The sequence below is a fragment of the Reichenbachiella sp. genome, from assembly GCF_965223055.1.
Taxonomy (GTDB): Bacteria; Bacteroidota; Bacteroidia; order Cytophagales; family Cyclobacteriaceae; genus Reichenbachiella.
Genome location: NZ_CBDCVM010000005.1, coordinates 246,149 through 258,017, shown reverse-complemented (window position 1 = coordinate 258,017; position 11,869 = coordinate 246,149). Strand labels below are relative to the sequence as shown.

Genomic DNA, 11,869 nt, shown 5'->3' with positions numbered 1-11,869 from the left:
CAACAAATAAATGACCATGAATAAACTATTGACTGCATTTTTGGCATTTGGTGTAATGTTTTCCATCAATGCTCAGGAAAAGAAAGATTGGAAAGTATCTGAACCTACCTTGCCCTATCAGGAGACAACCATTACCACAGACGAAGGTACTTGGATGAGTGTGGATGTGAGCCCAGATGGTTCATTGCTGGTTTTCGATTTGCTGGGAGACATTTATACCCTACCGATGGCTGGAGGAAAAGCTAAAGTTATTCGTGAGGGCCATGCTTTCGAAGTTCAGCCGAGGTTTAGTCCAGACGGTAAACAAATTAGTTTCACGAGTGATGCAGGTGGAGGCGACAACATTTGGGTGATGAACATAGATGGCTCTGAGGCCAAACAAGTAACCAAGGAAGATTTTAGATTGCTCAATAATGCCGTATGGTCTGCAGATGGCAACTACTTGTATGCCAGAAAGCACTTTACCTCTCAGCGATCTGCTGGGGCTGGTGAGATCTGGATGTATCACAAATCTGGAGGAGCAGGTATTCAATTGGTAGAGAAGAAAAACGAACAACAAGACATCGGCGAGCCTTGGGCTTCATCGGATGGTAAATATGTGTACTACAGCGAAGATATGTATCCGGGTGGATACTTTCAGTACAACAAAGACCCCAATAGCCAGATCTATGCGATCAAAAGGTATGATCTAGAAAAAGGAAAAACAGAAAAAGTAACAGGCGGAGCAGGAGGTGCTATACGACCAGTGACTTCTCACAAAGGGGATAAGTTAGCCTTTGTTCGTCGCGTGCGCGAAAAAACAGTGTTGTATTTACATGATCTGAAAACAGGCGCCGAGTGGCCGATCTACGATGACCTCACCAAAGACCAACAGGAAGCGTGGGCGATATTTGGTCCTTTCGTAGGGTTCAACTGGACACCAGATGATCAGCATATCATTGTTTGGTCCAAAGGCAAAATCCGAAAGATCAACGTGGCTAGCATGGAAGTTACTACGATTCCATTTGAGGCCACAGCTACTCACAAAATTGTGGATGCGCTAAAATTTAGAAATGAGGCCGCACCAGACCAATTTACTGCAAAGGCTATCCGGCAAACAGTGACTTCGCCAGATGGTAAAACTCTAGTGTTTAATGCAGCTGGTTATTTATGGAAAAAGAGCTTGCCAAATGGCACGCCTGCAAGATTGACTTCCGGGATGGATTTAGAATTCGAGCCTGCTTATACTAGAGATGGAAAATACTTGACTTACGTGACCTGGAACGATGACAACATGGGTGCGATATATCGCCTGGAGATGACTTCATCAAAATCCAGGCCTGTAAAATTAACTACAGAAAAAGCCATCTATCGAGAGCCCGCTTTTCATCCGACTGACATCAACAAAATCGTTTACAGAAAAGAAGGCGGCAATGGTCACCAAGGTTATTTGAATACCAAGGAACCAGGCTTGTATTTACTGAAGGTAAGTACTTCAAAAAAGACAGCTACTACAGCAGAAAAAATCACCGACGAGGGTGCCTATCCAACATTTAATCAAAAGGGTGATCGCATTTATTACCAAACTGGCGGTTATCTATTTGGCTCGTTAGAAAAAACACTGAAGTCAGTGAAAGTGGACGGGACAGATGAGAGAGCAATCGTGAAGTCGAAATATGGTCAACGCATCATCCCGAGTCCGGATGAAAAGTGGGTGGCGTTTTCTAACCTTTACAAAGTCTATATCGCTGCTATGCCATTGGCGGGCAAGACTATTACACTAGACGGAAAGTCTACGAACGTGCCAGTGGCACAAGTGGCCAAAGATGCCGGAATTAATATCCAATGGTCGAATGATTCGAAAAGATTGAATTGGACATTGGGTGACGAGTATTTCAGCAATGCGATCAATGACAGATTCTTGTTTGTAGAAGGTGCACCTGATAGTATTCCTCCTATGGATTCGGTTGGGGTCAAGATTGACTTACAATTGCCTTCGGATAAGCCAAATGGGAAAATTGCTTTCACGAATGCCAGAATCATTACCATGAATGGTGATGAGGTGATTGAAAAAGGAACAGTGGTAGTGGAGTCTAACAAAATCATTGCCGTAGGAACTGATGTTGAAGTACCGTCTGATGCCAAAGTGATTGATGCCACAGGTAAGACAATCATGCCTGGCTTGATCGATGTGCATGCACACCTTGGTGCTTTCCGTTATGGATTAAGTCCTCAGCAGCACTGGCAGTATCACACGAATCTGGCTTATGGAGTGACCACTACCCACGACCCATCTTCCAACACAGAAATGGTTTTCTCACAATCTGAAATGGTGAAATCAGGTGCTATGGTGGGCCCGAGAATATTCTCTACTGGAGTAATTCTCTACGGCGCTGATGGGGATTTCAAAGCCTTGGTTAACAGTTTGGATGACGCACGGTCAGCCATCACCAGAACGAAAGCTTTTGGTGCCTTCTCTGTGAAAAGCTACAATCAGCCGAGAAGAGACCAGCGCCAGCAAGTGATCCAGGCGGCTCACGAACAGCAGGTGGAGGTGGTGCCAGAAGGCGGCTCTAATTTCTTTCACAATTTATCTATGATTTTGGATGGTCATACCGGCGTAGAGCATAATTTACCTGTAGGTGAATTGCACAATGACGTGATTCAACTATGGCAGGCGAGCAAAACAGGTTATACGCCTACCTTGCTTGTAAGCTATGGGTCTGTGAGTGGAGAGTACTACTGGTATCAAACCACCAATGTTTGGGAGGATGAAAAACTCTTGAACTTTACACCGCGCAGCACGATCGATTCCAGGTCAAGACACAGAACGATGATCCCGATGAAAGAATATGACAATGGACATATCCTGGCATCAAAGAGCTGTAAGAAACTGACTGATGCAGGTGTGAAAGTAAACCTGGGTGCCCATGGTCAGCTACAAGGATTAGGCGCACACTGGGAGCTATGGGAATTGGCTCAAGGCGGAATGACACCTCTCGAGGCCATTCGATCAGCCACTTTGAATGGTGCTAATTATCTCGGTATGGATGATCAGATTGGGTCGATCGAAGAAGGTAAACTGGCCGACTTGGTCGTCTTGGACAGAAATCCATTGGAGGATATTCAAAACTCAAACTCTGTAGTGTACACCATGATCAATGGAAGATTGTATGATGCTAATACGATGAACGAAGTTGGAAACTACAACAAGCCCAGAAGCAAGTTCTACTGGGAGCAAACGGGTTATGCGCCAGCTTTCGACTGGCATGGCGCTACTGATGAGGGCTGCTCATGTAGAGCGGGGCATTGATAACTCTGACAGACCATTGTGAAAGCGACGGTCTCAAAAGTTGACCGTCATTGCGAACAACGTGAAGCAATCTTATTATAAGACCCGTATTCGAACAATAAGATCACTTCACTACGTTCGTGATGACCGATTTAAAGATTTTGAGACAGTCTCTTTTTGTTTATGGCCCATTTATTTAGCCATGGCTCCTTTTATGGCATCGATCTTAGGTTGGGAGTATTCATTAGGCCCGACTTCCAATGCTTTGGTGAAATATTCCAATGCTTTTAAGGAGTCGCCTTCGGCCAGAAAACAATCTCCTTTGGAATCATACACGTTAGAGACATCAGGATAATTCTTGATATTTAGGTCGAAAAAGGTGTGAGCATCTTCGAATTTTTTAAGCCTCATTTTAGTATATCCAATGTCGTTGATCAAACCTGCTGGAGGAAGTACCGCATAGCCAAATTGATCAGAAACAAGACCGAAATGAGTAGCGATACTATTTAGCAAGTCTATGGCATCTGAGTTGGGGTCATAGATTTGGTTTATGTTTTTAAAAGCATACCATGGAAACATGAAACGAAGGGCATCATATTCGGTGATTAGTGGGACGCTTCCATGAGTGTCATTGCCATAATATTTCCAATTAAACTCAAGCCCGTTTTCTTTTTTTGATTCAATAGAATTAGCGAATTCCAAGTTCGATCGAATATGAAGTGTAGAACGTGTAGTATCGTCCATTACAGTTTCTATTGTCTGCTTGTCACTCATAGTATTAGCCACCCCTATATACAATGATTTGCCAGTGTAAGTATTAGTTGTCAGAATCGAATCTGCGGTTTTCATAAAAGCCTGATTATCCCACCAAAGACTGGGGTCTATAGCTATGTAGTTGTTGAATAGGTCTGGCTTTGATATCAGAGCATTGAGTACACTTAGTCCACCGAAGGAGTGACCTACAAATGTTCGGTATGGAGCTACCGGATATTTTTTTTCTACATGAGGTATCAATTCTTTTTCTATAAAATCAAGAAATGCTCCACCACCACCGGATTCATAGGCAATGCTATCTCCTGTGAAAGTATCGATTTCTACTCGTGTAGGGGTGAGATCTTTGCTTCTATTGGTATTTAATATTGCCACAACTACCATCTCTGGCACGATCATATTGCCATTTTTGGTACTTAACTGGTTAATCATTCCTGATACAGAATGAAAATGCGCACTTCCATCTAATAAATAGAGCACTGGATAAGTACGGTCTCCAAAAAGAGTATTTTTAGCGCTGTTCGGCACATGTACCCAAACCGTTCGTGACTCTCCCAATATTTCAGAATATAAGCTGTCAATAAGTCCGATCTCGATAGAATTCGATGCCGAAGCAACAGGGTTTATTTTTTCTTGTTTTTGACAAGAAAAAGACGCAATTGCGAACAACAAAACATGGAAGAATCTAAATGAAGAAAGCATAAACGTTGGGTTGAGTTAAATTGATATAAGTTTAATCTAGATTAAAAAACCTCATCTTCGTTTTTGAATGATTTAAACTCCAGTGGATTTCCACTATGATCAAATACAAACATGGTGAGCTGCTCTCCTTTTTGTCCTTTGTAACGTTCCTGGGGTTTGACAAGAAATTCAATTTGCGCTCCTTCCAATTGCTGTTTTACTTTTTGAAAATCTACAGAACTCAGCAGGCAACCAAAGTGAGGAATGGGGACATTGATTCCATCTACTTTTCCGCAGTAATCTAGCGGAGGAATATCTGCACTGATATGAGCCGATAATTGGTGGCCGAAAAATTCAAAGTCTATCCATGTTTCTGTCGAGCGACCTTCTTTACATCCTAAAACATCCACATAGAATTTTCTGGTAGAGTCAATGTCTTTGACTTTAAAGGCATAGTGAAATAGATTCATTTTTTTCAGTTTTTATGTACGTGTACATCCATTTGAGGGAAAGGAATATTGAGACCTTCTTTGGCGAAAGTTTTATAGATATTTTCGTTCATATCGAAGTTTACTCCCCAATAATCTGGCGCATCTACCCAAGCCCTTACCGTAAAGTTGACTGAGCTATCAGCCAGCTCTGACACGGCAATGAATACTTCTGGGTCCTTGTGTATTCGTTGGTCGTCATCGGCTAGTTTTTTGATCACGGCCCTCGCTTTGTCTACGTCATCACCATATCCGATGCACACAGTCCAATCCACTCGTCTTTTTGGTTCTGTGGAGTAGTTGGTCATACTGCTAGTAGACAGTCCTCCGTTGGGTATAATGATCGTCTTGTTGTCCGGTGTTTTTAGTATGGTGTTGAAAATCTGAATCGAATGAACAGTACCTGAGTGGCCTTGCGCATCGATGAAGTCACCCACTTTGAAGGGTCTAAACAAGAGAATTACCACACCCCCAGCAAAATTTTGTAATGTACCAGATAACGCCATGCCCACGGCCAGTCCGGCCGCGCCCAGAACGGCCACTAACGATGTCATTTCTATACCCATTGTAGTCAAGACAGAAATGACCAAAACCACTTTGAGTAGCATCGAGACCAGACTCACTAAAAATGGTTTGAGAGAAGCATCAATATCTCGTACCTCTAGTAAGCGCTTGAAGCCATTGGTCATGGCTTTAACCACCCAGAACCCAATAACGAGGACTAAAATAGCTCCTACTAATTTGGGACCGTATTCAAAAATGAGGTCAAGTATCTGTGGCATCAACTCTTCGACTGTCATAGTTTTCTCGTTTAGTTTCAATGAAATTAATCAATTCTTAGAGAACCTGATACTATCTGGCATACCTTTCCATAAAACTCGTTTTATGATCCAGTTCTTGGGTATTCCATGATCATCAAATTTCCCAGAGGCATAATATAGAAATTTGGCGTCTGTACTAATAAAAGGATTGGCCTTGCAGTCGTGATTGATTTTATCATTTAACCTAATGGGCGTTTGCCATTCTCCATTGATATTTTTTGATACATATAATTCTTCCTTCCCATTCGCTAGTTGACCGAAAATCAGAAATGATTCATCTGCAGCTACATATGGCGTTATTTGGAGACCTTCTAGTATAGTATTGAAAGTTACTTTTTTAGGAGCTGAAAACTTTCCATTATGCTGATTAGCATAATAGATGGAGAGCTGACTATAATCCTTTTTTCCGGCATGAAAATATATTCTGCCAGTTTCGGTAAGTGATGGATGAGAGACCAATTGACCTGACATAGAAGGCAGTATTACCCATTCGGGTTCACCCCATCCGTCAGGTGTTTTTTGGCATCGCCAAATTTGCCAGGAGTTGGATAGACTGTCTTTCGGAACTGGCCTGGTCGAACTAAAATAAATATACTGTTGATCAGGAGAAAAATTAACCCCATGTTCATCATGACTCGAATTAAAAGATACCGGCTTCGGTACACCCCATTTTCCATTTTTATTCTCGGACATTACCACATTGAAATGCTGAAAGTTGGAATCTGATAGTGTAACATAGTACTGCAGACCATCGGGTGACAAGATACCTCCATGTGCCAGTTGTCCTGCCGAAACGAACTCAGACAGAAAGGCTTCGGGCTCAAAAGATGCTTGTTGTTTGGGCTCCGTACCACAAGACAACAAGAGAATCGTGAGGTAAAAGTATGGTTTCATTATTTTTTGAATGGGTGTGTAAATGCAACGTATCCGAACGACAGTCCAATGAATAGCGAAACACCAGCTAAAACCCATATCAGTTCGCTGTTGGCTCCCTTTAGATAGCTCATACCCGAAGCGAAGAAAAACAAGAAGTTGGCCATCATCAGCGGTTTCCCATATATCCCTCCCAAAATATTATTTCGGGTCATCCAATTCAGCATGGCAAAGGCCAACAAGGCGGCTCCTAGAGTTTGTGAGATCAGTACGGACATTCCTTTAGCACTGAGACCGAAATAGGCATTTACTTCTTGAGGGAGAAAAGTCAAAAGTAGGCCTTGCACAGCAAGATATATTGCGGTAAGAGTCATTAGGGTTTTGGTGTTCATGGAATAGCTGAAATTATTAATTTGGTTTTACCAGAATTCGTTGAAGCTGCTCCGCAGGATATTGATCCGCCAGTGCTTCTTCAAGAGTAAGTCCATTGTAATCAAGAATTGTTTCAAAGGATTGTCCAAGCCCCATGGCATCTCTTCTTTCTTGAACTTCATCTGGATTTTCTAGTTCATATAGTTTACCGTCAAAAAAATTTGTTCCATAGACTTGTTTGTAGCCATTGAACATTAACTGACGATCGATAATTCTTGCCCAAATTTCTGGTGAAAATAGCGCTGTCTCAAATCCTTTTTGGATTGTTGGTAAAAAGTACGCTGAGATATCTTGATTTCGTTGATGTTGCAAGACATAAGCAATGGCGTTCATGCTTTCAGTTGAACCTAGTTGATTGACTTTTGGCAACCCACAAGACTTCAATATAGACAATACTTTAATAAGATTCGAATGATCAGTAGCTTCCATCGGAAGCTCTTCCATTCTCACTTCCTGGTCTGCTTCAAAAATGTCATATAGCATCTGATCAACCTGACTGCAGTCCACTTTAAATAATTCGTCTGCATATGTTTCAAAGGGATTTACTTTAGCCGCATTTTGGTGGATCAAATCCAGTTTTTCCTCAAGGGTTAACTCTTGCTGTTTCGGTGAACAAGCCAAGGCCAATGATAGGAGTAGAATTAGTGTTTTGTGCATTTCAGTTTCAGATTGGTTAAAACCGAAATTATTCCCTTTTGATGTAAAACAAAAATGGCCAGCAAATCTTGCCAGCCATTTGTATATCAATTTTATTAAAACTGTTTAGTCTACCTCCTCATAGTTTACGTAGTCACCGCCCTTGAAATTTCCACCGTCCTTTGACTTTTGTCTATCTCTCGGGTTGTAGTCAATACTCACGTTGCCATCTCTAGGTTGTCTCTGCTGGCTGCGCTGGCCTTGAGATTGGTAAGTCTGTTGGCGAGCTTGTGTGGTGAATCCTCCAAACAAGGTTCGAAGTATAAACCCACCGAGTTTGGCAATGACCCAAATGAAAACAAATAAGAGGAGTAAAAACTTAAACATAGTGTCTTTTACTTATCGACTGAGGTATAGGTTTCGTTCGGCGTACAATTCCATGAAATAATCGTCCATCAAGTCATCAATGAAGTAAATGGACTCGCCAGTAGATTTCATCTCAGGTCCTAATTCCTTATTTACATTCGGGAATTTGTGAAATGAGAATACCGGTTCTTTGATAGCGTATCCCTTGGTGTTCGGATTAAATTTGAAGTCAGTCACTTTCTTATCTCCAAGCATCACTTTCACCGCGTAGTTCACATAAGGCTCTTGGTACGCCTTACAGATGAAAGGTACGGTTCTCGACGCTCTTGGATTGGCCTCAATGATATACACTTCATCGTTTTTCACAGCAAACTGAATGTTGATCAAACCAACCGTATCCAGTGCTGTGGCAATTTTTCTGGTATAGTCCTCGATCTTTCTGATGACTAAGTCTCCCAGGTTAAACGGAGGCAATACCGCGAACGAATCTCCAGAGTGAATACCCGCAGGTTCGATGTGCTGCATGATACCGATGATATGGACATTCTCACCATCGCATATCGCATCAGCCTCTGCTTCTAGCGCACCGTCCAGGAAGTGATCTAGCATCACCCTGTTTCCTGGAATTTGTCTAAACAATTCCACCACGTGCGATTCTAGTTCTTCTTCATTGATCACGATCTTCATGCCTTGACCACCCAGTACGTAAGAAGGTCTAACTAATAAAGGGAAGCCCAGTTCCTTAGAAAGCTCAAGCGCCTCATCCGCTGTTTCTATAACGCCAAATTTTGGATAAGGAATGTCGTTTTCTTTCAGTAAGGATGAGAATGACCCTCTGTCTTCGGCTAAGTCCAATGCTTTGAAGCTGGTACCGATAATTTTGATACCGTATCGCTCGAGCTTTTCAGCCAATTTCAAGGCTGTTTGTCCACCCAATTGTACGATCACACCTTCCGGTTTTTCCAAAAGGATAATTTCATAAATGTGCTCCCAGAATACTGGCTCGAAGTAGAGCTTGTCAGCAATATCAAAGTCGGTTGAAACAGTCTCTGGATTGCAGTTGATCATGATGGTCTCATAGCCGCATTCTTTAGCGGCCAGGATGCCATGCACGCAGGAGTAGTCAAACTCAATCCCCTGACCAATTCTATTTGGTCCAGATCCTAACACAATGATTTTCTTGTTGTCCGACGCTACGGATTCGTTTTCCTCTTCGAAAGTAGAGTAGTAATAAGGTGTCTTCGCATCAAACTCAGCCGCACAGGTATCTACAAGCTTGTAAGTACGCTTGATACCCAATTCTTGTCTTTTGGCAAATACTTCGCTCTCCAAACAGTCGATCAAATGAGCAATTTGTCGATCCGCATAACCTTTTTTCTTTGCTTCAAGCAATAGTTCTTTTGGTAGCGTATCTAGCTTGTACTTTTCTATTTTGTCTTCTAGCTTGATCAATTCTTCGATCTGATTTAAGAACCAAGGATCGATTCTAGTCAAGTTATGTATGGTTTTGAAGGGGATACCCAACTTGAAAGAGTCATACACATGGAAGAGTCTGTTCCAGCTTGGGTGTTTCAAACTGTAAAGCAGCTCGTCGTGGCTTTTCAGCTCTCTGCCATCTGCGCCCAATCCATTTCTTTTGATCTCCAAAGACTGACAAGCCTTTTGTAGCGCCTCTTGAAAGTTTCGACCAATACCCATGGCTTCACCCACAGATTTCATTTGCAGACCAAGGTGTCTATCAGATCCTTTGAATTTATCAAAGTTCCAACGTGGCACTTTTACGATCACGTAATCGATCGTTGGTTCGAAGAATGCGGACGTAGTTTTTGTAATTTGGTTATTCAACTCATCCAGATTGTAACCAATCGCCAGCTTCGCTGCTATTTTCGCAATTGGATAGCCAGTAGCTTTGGAAGCCAAGGCTGATGAACGAGATACTCTCGGGTTGATCTCGATACCGATGATTTCATCTGTCTCTGGGTGCACAGCAAATTGTACGTTACATCCACCTGCAAACTGGCCAATGCCGTCTAGCATTTTGATAGCTAGATTTCTCATGTGCTGGTAGACTGTATCTGGAAGTGTCATGGCTGGCGCTACTGTAATAGAGTCACCAGTATGCACACCCATCGGGTCAAAGTTTTCAATCGAACAAATGACGATGAAGTTGCCGATGTTGTCTCGCATCACTTCCAGTTCGTATTCCTTCCATCCAAGGATACTCTGCTCAATCAATACCTCATGGATCGGTGAGGCATGGAGCCCTGCGTTCAAGGCTTTATCAAAATCTTCTGGGTTTTCCACGAACCCACCACCTGCTCCACCTAGTGTGTAGGACGAACGAATAATAAGTGGAAAGCCAATTTCTTGTGCAATTTCTTTTCCTTCCAGAAACGAAGTCGCTGTCCTTCCTTTACAAACCCCAACATTCAGTTTTTGCATAAGCAATCTGAATTTCTCTCGATCCTCAGTGGTTTCGATCGCATCGAAGTTTGAACCTAGAATTCGCACATTGTGCTTCTTCCATATGCCTGCTTTGTCGCAGTCCATGGCCAGGTTCAATGCCGTCTGTCCACCCATGGTAGGCAGTACGGCATCGATGTTATCATGTTTTTCGAGAATCTCTCGAATGGATTGTTTTGTAAGGGGCTTGAGGTAAATGTTGTCCGCTGTTACTTCATCAGTCATGATGGTTGCCGGGTTCGAATTGATCAACGTCACTTCGATTCCTTCTTCCCTAAGTGATCTTGCCGCCTGTGAACCTGAATAATCGAATTCACAAGCCTGACCGATAACGATAGGGCCGCTTCCAATAATGAGTACTGATTTGATGCTATTGTCCTTTGGCATTGCGGATGTTTTTTATTTGATAGTATGGATACTCTAAAATTGCGCAAATCTAGAAGCTATTAGGCGTAATAAAAAGGATTGAGAGCATTGTCTCGAATTTTTCTTAACCTCCTTGGCCAGTCTATTTGATCTTTAAATTATTATGGTGTTAAATTTAGCCTTCAATTGAAAAATGCTATGAATAAAATACGACTAAGCTTGGTGCTTATTTTCGCTCTTTTTACGATCTACTCTTGCGACTCAACCAAGGAAAAGACAACTGAAATTTCAGAAAGTTTAGTGGGAGATTGGCAAGTCCAGTGGATTACTTATCCAGATAAAAATGCCCCGACAAACGATTCTATCAATTACACCATGAATGGTGAAATGAACATTAAAGCCAACGGTAAAATCACCATCAATGCCTTTGGATATAAAAACTGCATATTTGGTGCGGATACCTTGATTCACACGCTCAACTGGGAGGTGCCATCAGATACTATTCTAAACCTAACCAATGATGGTGATAAGTATGGTATTCCTTATACGATTTTGGAGATGGCCAATAACAAGGTGAAGCTTCAACTGGTTGATGACGTGTATTTGTTTTTGACGAAATAGATTTATAATGAAATTGGGTTTCTACAAGCTGTATCAATGGATTAAACCTTTATTCAAGGAAAAGGAGATCAATTGTGTTG

10 protein-coding genes are annotated in these 11,869 nt (G+C 42.1%); 2 read left to right on the top strand and 8 right to left on the bottom strand.

Annotated elements, in window-relative coordinates; genetic code table 11:
• The first annotated feature begins 16 nt into the window (after positions 1-16).
• Positions 17-3,292 carry an amidohydrolase family protein gene (locus tag ACOQO5_RS04110; RefSeq protein WP_420580414.1) on the top strand — a complete coding sequence of 1,092 codons (3,276 nt, stop codon included), beginning with the start codon at positions 17-19 and terminating at the stop codon, positions 3,290-3,292.
• A 171-nt stretch (positions 3,293-3,463) separates the two neighbouring features.
• Here ACOQO5_RS04110 and ACOQO5_RS04105 read toward each other — a convergent pair whose 3' ends face one another.
• The 8 genes from ACOQO5_RS04105 to carB all read right to left on the bottom strand — a co-directional run bounded on the left by ACOQO5_RS04105 (position 3,464) and on the right by carB (position 11,189).
• Positions 3,464-4,744, bottom strand: coding sequence for an alpha/beta hydrolase-fold protein (locus ACOQO5_RS04105; RefSeq protein ID WP_420580413.1), 1,281 nt, complete (start codon positions 4,742-4,744; stop codon positions 3,464-3,466).
• Positions 4,745-4,785: 41 nt separating this feature from the next.
• A complete protein-coding gene (locus ACOQO5_RS04100; protein WP_420580412.1) occupies positions 4,786-5,193 on the bottom strand; it encodes a VOC family protein in 408 nt (135 codons plus the stop codon).
• 5 nt (positions 5,194-5,198) lie between these two features.
• Positions 5,199-6,011 carry a mechanosensitive ion channel family protein gene (locus ACOQO5_RS04095; RefSeq protein WP_420580411.1) on the bottom strand — a complete coding sequence of 271 codons (813 nt, stop codon included), beginning with the start codon at positions 6,009-6,011 and terminating at the stop codon, positions 5,199-5,201.
• Positions 6,012-6,041: 30 nt separating this feature from the next.
• Positions 6,042-6,926 (bottom strand): TolB family protein, encoded by an 885-nt coding sequence (locus tag ACOQO5_RS04090; RefSeq protein WP_420580410.1) that lies wholly within the window; start codon positions 6,924-6,926, stop codon positions 6,042-6,044.
• On the bottom strand, positions 6,926-7,297 hold the full coding sequence (locus ACOQO5_RS04085) for a hypothetical protein (RefSeq protein ID WP_420580409.1): 372 nt from the start codon (positions 7,295-7,297) through the stop codon (positions 6,926-6,928). The genes ACOQO5_RS04090 and ACOQO5_RS04085 overlap by 1 nt, the downstream gene beginning before the upstream one ends.
• A gap of 16 nt (positions 7,298-7,313) precedes the next feature.
• A complete protein-coding gene (locus ACOQO5_RS04080) occupies positions 7,314-7,994 on the bottom strand; it encodes a hypothetical protein (protein WP_420580408.1) in 681 nt (226 codons plus the stop codon).
• Positions 7,995-8,099: 105 nt separating this feature from the next.
• Complete coding sequence (locus ACOQO5_RS04075) at positions 8,100-8,360, bottom strand: DUF4834 family protein (RefSeq protein WP_420580407.1); 261 nt, start codon at positions 8,358-8,360, stop codon at positions 8,100-8,102.
• A 12-nt stretch (positions 8,361-8,372) separates the two neighbouring features.
• Positions 8,373-11,189 carry a carbamoyl-phosphate synthase large subunit gene (carB, locus tag ACOQO5_RS04070; protein ID WP_420580406.1) on the bottom strand — a complete coding sequence of 939 codons (2,817 nt, stop codon included), beginning with the start codon at positions 11,187-11,189 and terminating at the stop codon, positions 8,373-8,375.
• A gap of 177 nt (positions 11,190-11,366) precedes the next feature.
• Between carB and ACOQO5_RS04065 the strand changes: the two genes are divergently transcribed.
• Positions 11,367-11,789, top strand: a complete 423-nt coding sequence (locus ACOQO5_RS04065) for a hypothetical protein (protein WP_420580405.1) — start codon at positions 11,367-11,369, stop codon at positions 11,787-11,789.
• Positions 11,790-11,869: the final 80 nt, after the last annotated feature.

Excerpts from the sequence above, each read along its gene's own strand:
- ACOQO5_RS04075 (WP_420580407.1), bottom strand. The coding sequence starts at position 8,360 with ATGTTTAAGTTTTTACTCCTCTTATTTGTTTTCATTTGGGTCATTGCC.
- ACOQO5_RS04095 (WP_420580411.1), bottom strand. The coding sequence starts at position 6,011 with ATGACAGTCGAAGAGTTGATGCCACAGATACTTGACCTCATTTTTGAA.
- ACOQO5_RS04090 (WP_420580410.1), bottom strand. The coding sequence starts at position 6,926 with ATGAAACCATACTTTTACCTCACGATTCTCTTGTTGTCTTGTGGTACG.
- carB (WP_420580406.1), bottom strand. The coding sequence starts at position 11,189 with ATGCCAAAGGACAATAGCATCAAATCAGTACTCATTATTGGAAGCGGC.
- ACOQO5_RS04110 (WP_420580414.1), top strand. The coding sequence starts at position 17 with ATGAATAAACTATTGACTGCATTTTTGGCATTTGGTGTAATGTTTTCC.
- ACOQO5_RS04100 (WP_420580412.1), bottom strand. The coding sequence starts at position 5,193 with ATGAATCTATTTCACTATGCCTTTAAAGTCAAAGACATTGACTCTACC.
- ACOQO5_RS04105 (WP_420580413.1), bottom strand. The coding sequence starts at position 4,744 with ATGCTTTCTTCATTTAGATTCTTCCATGTTTTGTTGTTCGCAATTGCG.
- ACOQO5_RS04065 (WP_420580405.1), top strand. The coding sequence starts at position 11,367 with ATGAATAAAATACGACTAAGCTTGGTGCTTATTTTCGCTCTTTTTACG.
- ACOQO5_RS04085 (WP_420580409.1), bottom strand. The coding sequence starts at position 7,297 with ATGAACACCAAAACCCTAATGACTCTTACCGCAATATATCTTGCTGTG.
- ACOQO5_RS04080 (WP_420580408.1), bottom strand. The coding sequence starts at position 7,994 with ATGCACAAAACACTAATTCTACTCCTATCATTGGCCTTGGCTTGTTCA.